Origin of the sequence: Streptomyces sp. NPDC091282, from assembly GCF_044757385.1 — a bacterium.
Taxonomy (GTDB): Bacteria; Actinomycetota; Actinomycetes; order Streptomycetales; family Streptomycetaceae; genus Streptomyces; species Streptomyces gramineus.
Window position 1 is genome coordinate 1 of sequence record NZ_JBIVUX010000016.1, and the last position, 14,471, is coordinate 14,471.

11 protein-coding genes are annotated in these 14,471 nt (G+C 73.4%); 5 read left to right on the forward strand and 6 right to left on the reverse strand.

Features of this window, described 5'->3' with window-relative positions; translation table 11 throughout:
- Positions 1–238: 238 nt before the first annotated feature.
- The gene (locus tag ACIQOE_RS40570) at positions 239–1,069 is read right to left on the reverse strand and encodes a TetR family transcriptional regulator (protein ID WP_351315247.1); all 831 of its coding nucleotides are present in this window, start codon (positions 1,067–1,069) and stop codon (positions 239–241) included.
- A gap of 118 nt (positions 1,070–1,187) precedes the next feature.
- A complete protein-coding gene (locus ACIQOE_RS40575) occupies positions 1,188–2,993 on the reverse strand; it encodes a 3-hydroxyacyl-CoA dehydrogenase family protein (RefSeq protein ID WP_401417111.1) in 1,806 nt (601 codons plus the stop codon).
- Between the two features lie 379 nt (positions 2,994–3,372).
- On the opposite strand from ACIQOE_RS40575, the gene ACIQOE_RS40580 reads away from it, so the two are divergent.
- Complete coding sequence (locus ACIQOE_RS40580; protein WP_351315241.1) at positions 3,373–3,963, forward strand: adenylosuccinate lyase; 591 nt, start codon at positions 3,373–3,375, stop codon at positions 3,961–3,963.
- Here the strand turns inward: ACIQOE_RS40580 and ACIQOE_RS40585 are convergent.
- The 4 genes from ACIQOE_RS40585 to ACIQOE_RS40600 all read right to left on the reverse strand — a co-directional run bounded on the left by ACIQOE_RS40585 (position 3,929) and on the right by ACIQOE_RS40600 (position 7,740).
- Complete coding sequence (locus tag ACIQOE_RS40585) at positions 3,929–4,468, reverse strand: GNAT family N-acetyltransferase (protein WP_351315238.1); 540 nt, start codon at positions 4,466–4,468, stop codon at positions 3,929–3,931. The two genes, ACIQOE_RS40580 and ACIQOE_RS40585, sit on opposite strands and share 35 nt — an antisense overlap.
- A gap of 9 nt (positions 4,469–4,477) precedes the next feature.
- Positions 4,478–4,909 (reverse strand): RidA family protein, encoded by a 432-nt coding sequence (locus ACIQOE_RS40590; protein ID WP_401417112.1) that lies wholly within the window; start codon positions 4,907–4,909, stop codon positions 4,478–4,480.
- Positions 4,910–4,965: 56 nt separating this feature from the next.
- A complete protein-coding gene (locus ACIQOE_RS40595; protein ID WP_401417114.1) occupies positions 4,966–6,531 on the reverse strand; it encodes an alpha/beta hydrolase in 1,566 nt (521 codons plus the stop codon).
- A 165-nt stretch (positions 6,532–6,696) separates the two neighbouring features.
- Complete coding sequence (locus ACIQOE_RS40600; protein WP_365557808.1) at positions 6,697–7,740, reverse strand: Rv2578c family radical SAM protein; 1,044 nt, start codon at positions 7,738–7,740, stop codon at positions 6,697–6,699.
- Positions 7,741–7,921: 181 nt separating this feature from the next.
- Between ACIQOE_RS40600 and ACIQOE_RS40605 the strand changes: the two genes are divergently transcribed.
- The 4 genes from ACIQOE_RS40605 (at position 7,922) to ACIQOE_RS40620 (ending at position 14,438) form a co-directional block, all read left to right on the forward strand.
- Positions 7,922–8,365 carry an SRPBCC family protein gene (locus ACIQOE_RS40605; protein ID WP_351315226.1) on the forward strand — a complete coding sequence of 148 codons (444 nt, stop codon included), beginning with the start codon at positions 7,922–7,924 and terminating at the stop codon, positions 8,363–8,365.
- Positions 8,366–8,543: 178 nt separating this feature from the next.
- Positions 8,544–10,928 carry an MFS transporter gene (locus ACIQOE_RS40610; RefSeq protein ID WP_365557805.1) on the forward strand — a complete coding sequence of 795 codons (2,385 nt, stop codon included), beginning with the start codon at positions 8,544–8,546 and terminating at the stop codon, positions 10,926–10,928.
- 184 nt (positions 10,929–11,112) lie between these two features.
- Entirely contained in the window at positions 11,113–13,578 is a 2,466-nt protein-coding gene (locus tag ACIQOE_RS40615) for a SpoIIE family protein phosphatase (protein ID WP_401417116.1), read from the forward strand.
- 134 nt (positions 13,579–13,712) lie between these two features.
- Positions 13,713–14,438, forward strand: a complete 726-nt coding sequence (locus ACIQOE_RS40620) for a class I SAM-dependent methyltransferase (RefSeq protein WP_401417117.1) — start codon at positions 13,713–13,715, stop codon at positions 14,436–14,438.
- The last annotated feature ends 33 nt before the right edge of the window (positions 14,439–14,471 follow it).

Here is a 14,471-nt window from a genome sequence, read left to right on the forward strand (position 1 = left end):
AGCTGACCCTGCGCACCCGCGGCCTCGACGAAGTGGCCCCGGCCGCCCCCCGCCCCCCCCCCCCCCCCCCCCCCCCCCCCCCCCCCCCCCCCCCCCCCCCAAAACCACACACAAAAATAGGGTGGGGGGGGCGGGGCAACCCCGCCCCCCCCCGCGGGCGCCCCCCCCCCCAACCCCCCCCCCCCCCCCCCCCCCCGGGGGGCGCCCCCGCGGCGGCCGGCGGGTCAGCGGTGCGCGGTCAGCGCTCCTTGAGCGCCTGCTCGATCGTGCGCATGACCTCGTCGAGCGAGGCGTCGGTCCTGGCCACCGTCACCAGGACCTCGCCCTGGGAGGCCACGGTGGCCGGCGCGCCGGAGCGGGGCGGGGTCTCCCGGCCCGCTCCGATGCCGTTCCCGAACGTCTTGCGGACGATCGCGAAGGCGTGGTCCAGCTGCGTCTCCACGTCGCCCTGCCCGCCGGCCCGCAGCCAGCGGCGCAGCACGTGGTTGTGGGCGGTGACCACCGCCGAGGCGGCGACCTCGGCCAGCAGCGGGTCGTCGTTGGCGTCGTCCGCGTGCGCGTGCTCGTCGAAGTGGCCGAGGAGGTAGCGGGTGAAGAGGCGCTCGTAGCGGGCCACCGAGGCGATCTCGGCCTCGCGGAGCGTGGGCACCTCGCGGGTGAGCTTGTAGCGGGCCACCGAGATGTCCGGCCGGGCCGCGTACATCTTCATGACTTCCTTGATGCCGCGGCACACGGTGTCGAGCGGATGCTCGTGCGCCGGGGCCGCGTTGAGCACGGCCTCCGCACGGATCAGCGTGTCGTCGTGGTCCGGGAAGATCGCCTCTTCCTTGGAGCGGAAGTGGCGGAAGAAGGTGCGGCGGGCGACGCCGGCCGCGGCCGCGATCTCGTCGACGGTGGTCGCCTCGTACCCCTTGGTCGCGAACAGTTCCATCGCTGCGGCCGCCAGCTCGCGGCGCATCTTGAGCCGCTGGGCTGCCGCGCGGCTGCCTGCGGCACTTTCCGGCGCGTCGGACGTGGCGGGTGTACGTGAGGACCTGGCGGGCTGGGGCATGCCCCGAACGTACTGCATGTGCGCAGTTCGAGGGGCATGACCGGGGTTTCCCCCGCCCGCCAGGGGCGGGGGAACGTCCCAGGGGTCGAGCAGCCCGCCCCAGTCCCGTTCGTCCCGGTACCAGTCGCCGAGGCCCTCAGCGGCGGGCATATTCGCGGAAGCCACGGCCGGTCTTGCGGCCGAGGCAGCCCGCGGCCACCAGGTGCTCCAGGAGCGGCGCGGGCGCCAGCCCCGGATCGCGGAACTCCCGGTGCAGGACCTTCTCGATCGCCAGCGAGACGTCCAGACCGACCACGTCCAGCAGCTCGAACGGGCCCATCGGATAGCCGCCGCCGAGCTTCATCGCCGCGTCGATGTCGTCCAGCGAGGCGTAGTGCTCCTCGACCATCTTGATCGCGTTGTTGAGGTACGGGAACAGCAGCGCGTTCACGATGAACCCGGCCCGGTCGCCGCAGTCCACGGCGTGCTTCCTGATCTTCGCGCAGACCTCGCGGACGGTCGCGTGGACGTCCTCGGCGGTCAGCACGGTACGCACGACCTCGACCAGCTTCATGGCCGGCGCCGGGTTGAAGAAGTGCATGCCGATCACGTCCTGCGGACGCGAGGTGGCCCGCGCGCAGGCCACGACCGGCAGCGAGGACGTCGTGGTGGCCAGGACCGCGCCGGGCTTGCAGACCTTGTCCAGCGCGGCGAACAGCTGCTGCTTGATCTCCAGGTCCTCGGCGACCGCCTCCACCGCCAGGTCGACGTCGGCGAACGCGTCGTAGGAGCCCGCGGCGCTGATCAGGTCCAGGGTCCGCGCGGCCGCCTCGGCGGTCATCCGCCCCTTGCCGACCGAGCGGTCCAGGGACTTGCCGATGCGGGCCTTGGCGGCCTGCGCCTTGTCCTCGCTGCGGGCCGCGAGGACGACCCGGTAGCCGGCCTTGGCGAACACCTCGGCGATGCCGGAGGCCATGGTCCCCGAACCCGCCACCCCGACCGAGTGGACCGGCCGGCCCTGGGCGAGCGCGGCGCCGTCCAGCGGGGTCAGCGCGTCCCGGACCACCGTGGCGCTGCCCGGGGCCTCGTAGGTGTAGAAACCGCGCCCGGACTTGCGGCCGGTCAGGCCCGCCTCGCTGAGCTGCTTGAGGACCGGGGCGGGGGCGTGCAGCCGGTCGCGGGACTCGGCGTACATGGCCTCGAGGACCGTCCGGGCGGTGTCGACGCCGATCAGGTCGAGCAGGGCGAGCGGACCCATCGGCAGGCCGCAGCCGAGCCGCATGGCCGCGTCGATGTCCTCGCGGGAGGCGTACTTCGCCTCGTACATCGCGGCGGCCTGGTTGAGGTAGCCGAACAGCAGCCCGTCCGCGACGAACCCGGGGCGGTCGCCGACCGCGACCGGCTCCTTGCCCAGTTCCAGCGCGAGGTCGGTGACCGCGGCGACCGCACCCGGGGCGGTGAGCACCGAGGAGACCACCTCGACCAGCTTCATCGCCGGGGCCGGGTTGAAGAAGTGCAGGCCCAGAACGCGCTCGGGGCGGGCCGAGTCGGCGGCCAGCCGGGTCACGGAGAGCGCGTTGGTGCCGGTGGCCAGGACGGTCTCGGGGCGGACGATGCCGTCCAGCTCGCGGAAGACCTGGTGCTTGATGTCGTACGACTCCGGCACCACCTCGATGACGAGGTCGGCGCCGGCCGCGGCCGACAGGTCGGTGCCGGTGCGGACCCGGGCGAGGACGCCGGCGCGCTCGGGTCCGGTCAGTCTGCCGCGCTCCACGGCGCGGGCCGTGGAGGCCTCGAGCGCGGCGAGGCAACCGGCCGCCTGCGCCTCGCTGACGTCGATGCCGATCACCTCGCGGCCTGCCTTCGCGAGGACCTCGGTGATGCCGGTGCCCATGGTGCCGAGGCCGACCACGGCGACGGTCCTGAGCGGGGACAGGGAGGGGTCGGACTGGGGAGTGGCCATCGCGGGACTCCAGGAATGAGGGTGACGACTGGAAACGCCGCCGGATGCGCCGAGCAGGCGCACCGGGTGCGGGAAGAGCTGCGTGGATGCGGGTGTTGCCGGGCTTCTTGCGCACACGCCCGGTGTCGTCGCCACGGGCGTGCACACGCCCGTCGGCGACCGGTCCCGACCGGCCCTGTCCCGGAGCCGAGCCGTACATGCGGTACGAGGTACCGAACCGACTGGATGCTCACGCGGCTGCGTCACCAAACCGCAGTGAGCGTTCAAGCGAGTGGGTGACTCGCTCGATTGAGCTTAACCGGCGGGTAACGAGCGCGCCAGCCCCCCGACTTTGTGATGTACGTCCCTCCGCTCCCGCGACCCCTCTACGCTGGGGTTCGTGGACGAAGAGTTGCGATCGCTCACGGAGCGTCTGCGGCAGGAGTCGCAGGGAACGGCCGGCTACGACCGGCTCCTTGCGACCGAGGAACCCGACGAGCTGGCGGAGGTGCTCACCGCCGCCGGACAGCCCCTGTGGGCCAGGGAGTTGGCGGCGTACCGGCTGGGGACGGCCGGTGACCGGCGCGCCTTCGAGACGCTGGTCCTGCTCCTGAACCACCGAGACCCGCCCCGGTGCGCCTCCGCCGCGCACGCGCTGGCCCGCCTGGGAGACCCGCGCACCGCCCGCGCGGCCGCCGCCCTCGCCACCAACGAACTGCGGGTCGCCTACGCCCTGCACCCGGTGCGCCTGCTGGTCGTCCTGCGCGCCCCGGAGTCGGTGCCGGCCCTCATCACCACCCTGGAGCGCCGGCTGCGCCCGCACGACCCCTACCGCAAGGTCGCCCTCGCCTGCGTGGAGGGACTCGGCGCCCTGGGCGACAGCCGGGCCCGCCGCGTCCTGAGCGAGGCACGGGCGCATCCCGCGCTCGCCGAGGCCGCGGTCCGGGCCCTCGCCCTCATCCCGAGGCCGAGGTCAGGCCGCGGCTCCTGACGTACCGCACCTCGGGCACGGGCACCCCGTCGACCTCGTACGGCTCCTCGGTGCCGTCGGGCCGGAAGCCGGCCGTCTCGTAGAACCGGCGGGCGCGCGTGTTCCCCTTCAGCACCCACAGGTACACGCGCGCGTACCGGGCGCACTGCCCCAGCACCGCCTCCAGCAGCCGCCGCCCCGCACCGGTGCCGACATGGGCCGGGTCGAGGTAGATGGCGTACAACTCGGCGTCCGAGGTGCGGACTTCGCCGTCCCGGTACGGCCCGTGCGCCGCCCAGCCGACGACCTCGCCGTCCCGCTCGGCCACCAGGTCCGTCACCCCGTCCTCGCCGTCGCGGAACCGGGCCCGGCGCCGCACGGCGTCCCGCTCGACGCTGAGCCCGTCCAGGAACGGCTGCGGCATGAGCCCGCGGTAGGCGTACTGCCAGCCCCGGACGCGTATCTCCGAGACCCGGTCGCAGTCGTCCAGGGCCATCGGCCGGATGCGCAGCAAGTCGTCGGTCATGAGGGCACCTTAGGCCCGTCCCGCGGGCCGGGCCGGGGCCGCCCGGTCCGCCACCACCGCGAGGGCCTCGATCTCCATCAGGAACGCGGGCGCGACGAGCGCGGCCACCTGGACCGCGGACGACGCCGGGAGGCGGTCGTCGGGGATGTGGGCGCCGCGCGCCGCGCGGACGGCCGGCAGGTGGGCCATGTCCGTGACGAAGTAGGTGAGTTTGACGACGTCGTCGAAGCCGGCGCCGGCGGCCGCCAGACAGCGGCGCAGGTTCTCGAAGACCTGCCGGGCCTGCGCGGCCGGGTCGCCCTCGCCGACCAGCACGCCGTCCTCGTCCAGCGGCAGCTGGCCGGAGACGGCGACGAACCGGCCGGTGGCCGCCACGACGTGGCTGTACTGGGCGGCCGGGGCGACGCCGTCGGGGGCGCTGATGCGGATCGGATCAGTCATGCGCCCATGGTGGACCACGGGTCCCGCCGCGCCCCCGGCGGTTCGGCGGGACCGGTTCAGCCGCGGAAGCCCAGCAGCCCGTGCAGGGTCGAGCCGCGGGACGACGTCGACGCCGCCCTGGTGCTCAGGGGCTTCGGCTCCGGCGTCCTCGGGCAGACCGCGTCGACGGCGCCGTCGCCGTGCGGCACCGTGCCGTCGGCGAGGTAGGCGGCGAGGCGGTCGTCCAGGCAGGTGTTGCCGCTCAGCGTGATGCCGTGGTTGCCGCCGCCCTGCTCGACCACCAGAGCGGAGCCGGCCAGCAGCCGGTGGACCGTCACGCCGCCCTGGTAGGGCGTGGCCGCGTCGTCGGTGGCCTGGAAGAGGAGGGCCGGCGGGATCTTCCGGTTGGCGATGTCCGGCGGCTTCAGCGCGGACGTCGGCCAGGAGGCGCACACCGCGTTGTACCAGGCGTTGTTCCACACCATGAAGGGCGCCTTCTCGTAGGCCGCCCAGTTGTCCTTGCGCCACTGGTTCCAGTCCCGCGGCCAGGAGGTGTCCCGGCACTGGACGGCCGCGTAGACGCTGTAGCCGTTGTCGCCCGAGGCGTCGACGGCCCCGAAGTTCTGGTACGCCTCGACCAGCGCCGCCGTCTTCCTGCCGTGGACGTAGGCCGAGAACGCCTCCGCCAGGTAGGGCCAGTAGCCGTCGTAGTAGCCGCCCGGGATGAAGGTGTCCTCCAGCTCCGAGGCGCCCACCGTGCCGCCCGCCGGCTTCTTCGCCAGTTCGGCCCGCATGGCGTACCACTGGGCCTCGACCCGCGCCGGGTCCGAGCCGAGCTTGTAGGTGGCGTCGTACTTGGCGATCCACGCCATCAGGGCGCGGTGGCGCTCGTCGAACGCGTGGTCCTGGGCGAGGTTGTCGTCGTACCAGACGCCCGTCGGGTCCACGACCGAGTCCAGGACCAGGCGGTGGATCCGGTCCGGGTGCAGCCTGGCGTAGACGGCGCCCAGGTAGGTGCCGTACGAGTAGCCGAAGTAGCTGATCCGCGTCGCCTTCAGGGCCTGGCGGATCAGGTCCATGTCCTGTGCGGCGCTGACGGTGTCGAGGTGGGGGAGCACGCTCCCGTACTTCTTGCCGCAGGCCGCGGCGAACGACCGTACGCGCTGGAGGTTCGCCTGTTCCAGGGCGGGCGTCGACGGCACCGAGTCGGGGCGCACCGGGTCGAAGTGGCCGGGCGCGCAGTCGATGGACGGGCTGCTCCTGCCCACGCCGCGCGGGTCGAAGCCGACGACGTCGTACCGGGCCGCCACCTCCTTGGGCAGCGTGGCGGCGACGAAGCCCGCGAGGCTCAGTCCGCTGCCGCCGGGGCCGCCCGGGTTGACCAGCAGCGGCCCCTGGTAGGCGGACGCGGTGTGCGGGACGCGGGAGAGGGCGAGCGTGATCTTCGTGCCGCCCGGGTCCCGGTGGTCGAGGGGCACCTGGAGGGTGCCGCACTGCAGCGTCGGGTAGTCGGTGGTGCCGCACTTCTTCCAGGTCACCGCGGACGCCGGAGCGGCGGGCCGGGCGGTGGCGCCGGCGGGCGGGACGGAGACCGACCCGGCCATGACGGCGGCGGCGCACAGCACGGCTGCGCGTGTTCGCATGGGTCCTCCCAGGACGGAGGGTCGCGGACCGCACGTGTCGCGGTCCTCGCCGCATCGTCCCGGCAACGGCACCCGGAAGAACCTGTTATGACGATTATTGACCCAATTGGTCCGAGGGTTGCGCTCGAACGCTCCCGGCCGCACGGGTCACCGCCCGGACCGCCCTCACAGCAGCGTGAGCTGGGTCGGCTCCGGCGGCGCGGGCTCCTCCTCCACCGCGGGCGGCGGCGGCAGCCTGCGGGCCGCGCCGGGGCGGTTGGGCCCGATGCCGTACTCCTCGGCCAGCTCGTGCACCTGGCGGGTGATCCGGCGCTGGTACCACTTGGGCGCGTAGGCGCCCTCCGCGTAGAGCCGTTCGTAGCGGCGGACGAGGTGCGGGTGGTGGGCCGCCAGCCAGCTCATGAACCACTCGCGGGCGCCCGGCCGCAGGTGCAGCACCAGCGGTGTCACGGAGGTGGCCCCGGCGGCCGCGATCGCCCGTACCGTGGCCCGCAGTTGGGCCGGATGGTCGCCGAGGAAGGGGATCACCGGGGCCATCAGGACCCCGCAGCCGATGCCCGCCCCGGCGAGGGCCCGTACGACGTCCAGGCGGCGCTCGGGCGCCGGGGTGCCCGGCTCCACGGTGCGCCACAGCTCGGTGTCGACGAAGCCGACCGAGACCGAGATGCCGACCTCCGTGACCTCCGCCGCGCGCCGCAGCAGGTCGAGGTCGCGCAGGATCAGCGTGCCCTTGGTGAGGATCGAGAACGGGTTCGCGTGGTCGGTGAGGGCCGAGATGATCCCGGGCATCAGCCGGTAGCGGCCCTCCGCACGCTGGTAGCAGTCGACGTTGGTGCCCATGGCGATGTGATCGCCTTGCCACCGCCGCGAGCCCAGCTGGCCGCGGAGCAGGTCGGGCGCGTTCACCTTGACCACGATCTGGGTGTCGAAGCCGATCCCGGTGTCGAGGTCCAGGTAGCTGTGCGTTCTGCGCGCGAAGCAGTACACGCACGCGTGCGTGCAGCCCCGGTACGGGTTCACCGTCCATTCGAACGGCATCCGCGAGGCGCCCGGCACCCGGTTGAGGATCGACCTGGCCCGCACCTCGTGGAAGGTGATCCCGCGGAACTCGGGCGTGTCGAAGGTGCGGGTCGTCACCGCGTCCGCGCCGAACAGCGCGGTGCCGGCACGGCCGTGTCCGGCCTCCTCGGTGAGGTTCTCCCAGCGCATGACGCCTCCTCGGTAGCACTGCCCACAGAATAGAACATCTGTTCCCATGATCGTGCGGACGATCCGTGGAGACCGTGCGCACACCGTTTCCGACCGCTTGCGCCACCCCGATTTGGGCGGCCGGGCGCCGGGGTGGTTGGCTTGCCGTCAACCCCGAGAACTCAGGTGCTGGAGGAACTCAATGGCGCAGGTCGAGGCCACTACGGAGCGGGTCGTCGCGGCGGACGCGGAGACGGTGTTCGACGCGCTCGCCGACTACAGCGGCACGCGCGCGAAGCTGCTGCCCCAGCACTTCAGCGAGTACGAGGTGCGCGAGGGCGGCGACGGCGAGGGCACCCTGGTCCACTGGAAGCTCCAGGCCACCAGCAAGCGCGTGCGCGACTGCCTCCTGGAGGTCAGCGAGCCCACCGACGGCGAGCTGGTCGAGAAGGACCGCAACTCCTCCATGGTCACCACCTGGCGCGTCACCCCGGCCGGCGAGGGCAGCTCGAAGGTCGTGGTCCACACCACCTGGCAGGGCGCCGGCGGCGTCGGCGGCTTCTTCGAGAAGACCTTCGCCCCCAAGGGCCTGGGCCGGATCTACGGCGAGGTGCTCGACAAGCTCGCCGCCGAGGTCGAGAAGTAGTCCCCTTCCTCCGGCGGGCAACCGCCGGAGGAACCGCGGGCGTTGGCCTCCCTCACCGGTTCGGGTGGATCTCCGGGCGAACCGGTCCTGTGCCGTAACTCGCCGTGCTTGCCCACAGTTGTCGCCCAGCGGGACACAAGGCGGGAACCGTGCGCAGGCGCGACGAGGGGAGCGGTACGTGGGGACGACTCTGGTGCAGTACGAGGAGCCGGTCGCGGCGCCCGTCGACGTCCCCGTGCCGGAACCCGCCCCGGCCGCCGGTCTCGGGGCGCGCCGCACCCGGCTGGTGTTCTGCGGGCTGATGCTCGCCCTGCTGCTGGCCGCCCTGGACCAGATGATCGTCGCCACCGCGCTGCCGAGGATCGTCGGCGAGCTGCACGGCCTGGACAAGATGTCCTGGGCGATCACCGCCTACCTGCTCACCTCCACCATCGGCCTGCCGCTCTACGGCAAGCTCGGCGACCTCGTCGGCCGCAAGAGCGTCTTCCAGTTCGCGATCCTGGTCTTCGTCATCGGCTCCGCGCTGGCCGGCCGGGCGCAGAGCATGGACCAGCTGATCGCCTTCCGCGCGGTGCAGGGCGTCGGCGCCGGCGGCCTGATGATCGGCGTCCAGGCGATCATCGCCGACATCGTGCCGCCCCGGCAGCGCGGCCGCTTCATGGGCCTGATCGGCGCCGCCTTCGGCCTCGCCTCCGTCGCCGGGCCGCTGCTCGGCGGCTACTTCACCGACCACCTCTCCTGGCGCTGGTGCTTCTACGTCAACGTGCCCTTCGGCCTGGTCACGCTGGCCGTCGTCACCGCCGTGCTGAAGCTTCCGAAGCCCTCCGTCCGCGCGCGTTTCGACGTCCTGGGCGCGCTGTTGCTGGGCGCCGCCTCCACCTGCCTGGTCCTGCTGACCAGTTGGGGCGGCACGGAGTACGCGTGGGGCTCGCGCGTCATCCTCGGACTCGGGGCCGGCGCCGTGGCCGCCGCCGCGCTGTTCCTGTTCGCCGAGCGGCGCGCGGCCGAACCCCTCATCCCGCTGCGGCTGTTCCGCGACTCCGTCTTCAACGTGACCGGACTCGTCGGACTGGTCATCGGCGTCGCGCTGTTCGGCGCCGCCAGCTACCTGCCCACCTTCCTGCAGATGGTCGACGGCGCCTCGGCCACCGAGTCCGGACTCCTGATGCTGCCCATGATGGGCGGGATCGTCGGCGCCTCGATCATCGCCGGCCAGCTGATCAGCCACACCGGGCACTACCGGATCTACCCGGTGCTCGGCGGCGCGCTGTCCGCCCTCGGCATGTGGCTGCTGTCCCGGCTGGAGGTGGACACCCCGCGCTGGCAGTACAGCGTCTGGATGGCCGTGCTCGGCGCCGGCATCGGCATGGTGATGCCGGTGCTCGTGCTGGCCGTCCAGAACTCCGTACGGCCCGCCGACCTCGGCACCGCCACCAGCGCCAACAACTACTTCCGGCAGATCGGCGGCAGTGTCGGCGCCGCCGTCTTCGGCACCCTGTTCGCCGACCGGCTCACCGACGCCCTGCACCGGCGGCTGCCCGCCGCCGGCGCCCGGCTGCCCGACCCCGAGTCCCTGACCCCGCAACTCGTCCACGCGCTGCCGCCGGCGCTGCGTGACGCCTACATCCGCGCCTACGCCGACGCGATGCCCAGGATCTTCCTCTACCTGGTCCCGCTGCTCGTCCTCGGCCTGCTGATCGCCTGCTTCCTCAAGGAGAAACCGCTGGTGTCCCACCCCACCGCCGAAACCGCCGCCGGACCCGTGAACACCCCTATCCCGCAGGCACGTTCGCCGCACACCGGCGCCGGCGTCCCCGTCTGCGGCACGGTGCAGCACCCCGACGGGACCGTGGTGCCGCGCGCCGCGCTCACCCTCATCGACGCGTCCGGCGGGCAGATCGGCCGGGGCGCCAGCGGCGACGACGGACGGTACGCCCTGTCCACGCCCGGCTCCGGGGCCTACGTCCTGATCGCCGCCGCGGGCGGTCACCAGCCGCAGGCGGTCACCGTGACCGTCGGCGAGCGGCCCGTCGAACTCGACGTCGTCCTCGGCGGCGCCGGACGCCTCGCGGGCACCGTCCGCACCGCCGACGGCACGCCCGTCAGGGACGCCACCGTCACGCTCACCAACGTGCAGGGCGAGGTCGTCGCCAGCACCCGCAGCGGACGCGAGGGCGGCTACGTCATCACCGAGCTGGTGGCCGGCGAGTACACCCTCGCCGGCAGCGCCCCCGCCTTCCGGCCGGCCGCGCTCCCGGTCACGGTGCAGGCCTCCCGGGAGACCCGGCAGGACGTCGAGCTCGCGGGCGGCGCCGTGCTGAAGGGCACCGTCCGGGCCGGCGGCGGACGGCCCGTCGAGGACGCGCGGGTGACCCTGCTCGACGCCGCCGGGAACGTCGTCGACACCCTCACCACCGGTGCCGACGGGACGTTCCGGTTCGTCGACCTCTCCTCCGGCGAGTACACCGTCATCGCCGCCGGCTACCCGCCGGTCGCCACGGTGCTCCAGGTCGCGGGCGGCGGCCGCACGGAACGCGATCTCCAACTCGGCCACGAGGACTGACCGGACTGGGCGCGCGGGCCGGCCCGACGCAGGTGCGCGCGCCCGGACCCGCGCGCCGGTGTGCTCCGGTGTGCTCCGGCGACGTCAATTCCCGTATTGCCACACATCGCGACCGGCGGCCACCGTACGGTAGTGGCGGGCGGACAGATCTTTCGCGGAGCCGTGGGCAGAGAGGGCCGGAGCCATGAACCATGGCGGCGAGCGGGACGCACCTGCCGGCCTCGGTGCCGACCGGAGCACCGCCGGCCGGATTCCCCTGGCCGTGGTGGTCGTCGGCCGCGCCGGACAGGTCTCCCACTGGAGCAGCGGCGCGCGCCGCCTGTTCGGCGCCGCCAGGGAAGAGGCCGTCGGCCGCCCGGTCCTCGACCTGCTGCCGGTCTCCGGCGCCCTTCCCGAGGACGACGAGATCACCCCGTACGGCGCCTACGCGGCCTACGACGGACTCGGCCCCGACCTGGAGTCCTCCCTCGACGGACGGCTCAGCTTCCCGGCCGCCGGGCGGGCCCGGATCACCGTGCGCGACCGGGACCGCGTCGACGTGCTGTGGTGGGCGTATCCATTGGTCGGACCCGGTGAGGAGCGGCTGCTGGTGCTCGCCGCCGACGCCGGGCGGCTGCGGCTGTCCGAGCGCGCCGAGGACGTGGCCTTCGAGCGCATCGCGCCCGGATTCGCCCTGCACACCGACTTCCCCGGCGCCGAGGAACTGGCCCGCCGGCTCCCCGAGATCCTGCCCAGCATGAGCGTCGACGAGGGTGCCCGCATCGTCGCCCAGGTCCTCGAACTCGGCTACCCGGTCCTGGAGTTCAGCCAGAACGAGCGGGTCCCCGTGACCCCGGACTGGGGCGTGGCCCGGCGTACCGAGCGCCGGGCCCGCCGGGAGCGCGCCGCTCTGGCGGCCGCGCAGGGGCTGCCGCTGCCCGCGGACCTCGCCGACGACGAGGGCGAGGACCTGGAGTACGCGGCCGTCCGCGAACGCCTCGAATTCCTCAACGAGGTCAGCGGAAGGATCGGCACCTCGCTCGACCTGTCCCGGACCATCGTCGAGGTCAGCAGGGCCGTCGTGCCCCGCTTCACCGACGTCGCCGGCACCTACCTGCGCGAACAGGTCGTGGCCGGCGAGGGGTTCCCGGACGGCGTGCCCGACACCACCACGATGTGGCACCGGGTCGCCGTCGAGCACACCGACGAACCGGGCCGCTGGGACGACGTGGTGCCCGTCGGCGAGGCCATGCCGTTCCCGGCGCACACCCCGTTCTTCCAGTGCATGACCACCGGCGAGCCGGTCCTGGTGCCCCGGATCAGCGAGGAGATGGGCCACGCCATCGCCTCGCAGTTCGAGAAGCGCGACATCCGGCCGCTGATCACCGGCCGCTCGATGCTGGTCGTCCCGCTCAAGGCCCGCCAGGTCGTGCTCGGTTTCATGATCCTGCTGCGCCACCCCGAGCGCGAGTCGTTCGACGACATGGACCGCGTCACCGGCGCCGAACTCGCCGCCCGCGCGGGCCTCGTGCTCGACAACGCCCGCATGTACACCTTCCAGGAGAGCGTCGCCGAGACCCTCCAGGACAGCATGCTGCCGCACATCCCGCCGCGGATGGCCGGCTGCGACATCGCCACCCGGTACCTGCCGGGCACCCTGCTCGGCCGCGTCGGCGGCGACTGGTTCGACTCGGTGAAACTGCCCGGCGCCCGCACCGCGCTGGTCGTCGGCGACGTCATGGGCCACGGGCTCAACTCGGCCGCCATGATGGGCCAGTTGCGGACCGCCGTACAGACCATGGCGGGCCTCGACCTGCCGCCGGCCCAGCTTCTGCGCAACCTCGACGACCTGGCCCAGCGCCTCGGCGACGGCTACCTCGCCACCTGCCTGTACGCCGTCTACGACCCGATCGCGAGCGAACTCCACCTCGCCAACGCCGGTCACATCCCGCCCGTGCTGGTCCGTGCCGTGGACGGCCGCAGCGAACTCCTCGACCTGCCCACCGGGGCGCCGATCGGCGTCGGCGGGGTCGCCTTCGAGTCGCTGCGGGTGCGGGTGGAGCCCGGCGACCGGCTGGTGATGTGCACCGACGGGCTCGTCGAGATGCGCGGCGCGGACATCGGTGTCGGTCTCGCCACCCTCTGCGAGTCCGCCGCCCACCCGGCCGCCGCCATGGACGACGCCTGCGACACCATCATCCGCTCCCTCGCCGCCGCGTTCTCGACGGCCGGCCACGGCGACCGCAAGGACGACATCGCCCTGCTGATGACCCGCCTCAACGGCATCGAGCCGGACGACGTCGCCGAATGGCGGCTCGCCCTGGACCCCGCCGAGGTGGGGCGGGCCCGCGCCGCCGTCCGCGAGCAGCTCCACGCCTGGGACCTGGCCCGGCTCGCCGACCCCGCCGAGCTGATGGTCAGCGAACTCGTCACCAACGCGATACGGCACTCGCACAGCCGCCCGGTGCAGCTCCGGCTGATCCGTGACGAGACGCTGCTGTGCGAGGTGGACGACGACGACCACACGCTGCCGACCCTGCTCGGCGCGGACCGCGGCGCCGAGACCGGGCGCGGACTGCGGGTGGTCAGCACGCTGGCCCGGGAGTGGGGCACCAGCCGTACGCCCGCCGGCAAGACCGTGTGGTTCGAGCTGACCTCACGCCGCCGCTGACCCGGGGGCGCACGTTCGCCGAAGGGGACGTGAAGGAACGCGCCAGGCGCTTGTGGCCGAAACCGGCACGGGGTAGACCGTACTGGCCCGTCGTACCTGACGGTCTTCTGCGGTCACACCCTGGGGAGTTGGGCATGAGCGTGACGAGTCGGTACCGGAACGCCTGGGAGGGTTTCTGGCGCGAGGCGCCCGGTGGGACGGGGGCGGTGTTCTGGGACGCCGAGCCGGGCGTGACCGCCGCGGTCCACGTCTCCCTCCTCGAACCCCACCTCACCGACCCCGGCCTGCCGCTGGTCGACCTCGGCTGCGGCAACGGCACCCAGACCCGCTTCCTCGCGGGCCGGTTCCCGCGCGTCCTGGGCACCGACATCGCCGAGGCCGCCCTGGAGCACGCCCGGGACGCCGACCCGGCCGGCCTGGCCCGCTACCGGCGGCTGGACGCCTCCGAGAAGACCGAGGCCGAGGCGCTGCACGCCGAACTCGGCGACGCCAACGTCTACATGCGGGGCGTCCTGCACCAGTGCGACCCGGACGACCGGCAGCCCCTGGCCGACACCCTCGCCACGCTCGTCGGCGAGCGCGGCCGGGCCTTCCTCGTCGAACTCTCCGAGTCCGCCCGCCCCGTCCTCGGCGCTCTCGCCCAGAGCCCGTCCGGGCCGCCGGCCAAACTGGCCCCGGTCTTCCGGCACGGCCTCACCCCCGGCGAGGTCGCCGACGCCGCGGTCCCCGAGTACCTGCGCGACGCCGGCCTCACGATCCTCGCGAGCGGCGAACTTCCGCTGGCCACAACGGAGTTCACCGCGAGTGGTGAGCCGATCGCACTGCCGTCCCGGTGGCTGGTGGCCGGCCGCCCCGCCTGACCGCGGGCCGGGCGGCCGCACACCGCGCGGAGC

Coding starts and splice junctions, on each gene's coding strand:
- ACIQOE_RS40615 (WP_401417116.1), top strand. CDS start 11,113: ATGAACCATGGCGGCGAGCGGGACGCACCTGCCGGCCTCGGTGCCGAC.
- ACIQOE_RS40600 (WP_365557808.1), bottom strand. CDS start 7,740: ATGCGCTGGGAGAACCTCACCGAGGAGGCCGGACACGGCCGTGCCGGC.
- ACIQOE_RS40575 (WP_401417111.1), bottom strand. CDS start 2,993: ATGGCCACTCCCCAGTCCGACCCCTCCCTGTCCCCGCTCAGGACCGTC.
- ACIQOE_RS40620 (WP_401417117.1), top strand. CDS start 13,713: ATGAGCGTGACGAGTCGGTACCGGAACGCCTGGGAGGGTTTCTGGCGC.
- ACIQOE_RS40605 (WP_351315226.1), top strand. CDS start 7,922: ATGGCGCAGGTCGAGGCCACTACGGAGCGGGTCGTCGCGGCGGACGCG.
- ACIQOE_RS40585 (WP_351315238.1), bottom strand. CDS start 4,468: ATGACCGACGACTTGCTGCGCATCCGGCCGATGGCCCTGGACGACTGC.
- ACIQOE_RS40595 (WP_401417114.1), bottom strand. CDS start 6,531: ATGCGAACACGCGCAGCCGTGCTGTGCGCCGCCGCCGTCATGGCCGGG.
- ACIQOE_RS40590 (WP_401417112.1), bottom strand. CDS start 4,909: ATGACTGATCCGATCCGCATCAGCGCCCCCGACGGCGTCGCCCCGGCC.
- ACIQOE_RS40570 (WP_351315247.1), bottom strand. CDS start 1,069: ATGCAGTACGTTCGGGGCATGCCCCAGCCCGCCAGGTCCTCACGTACA.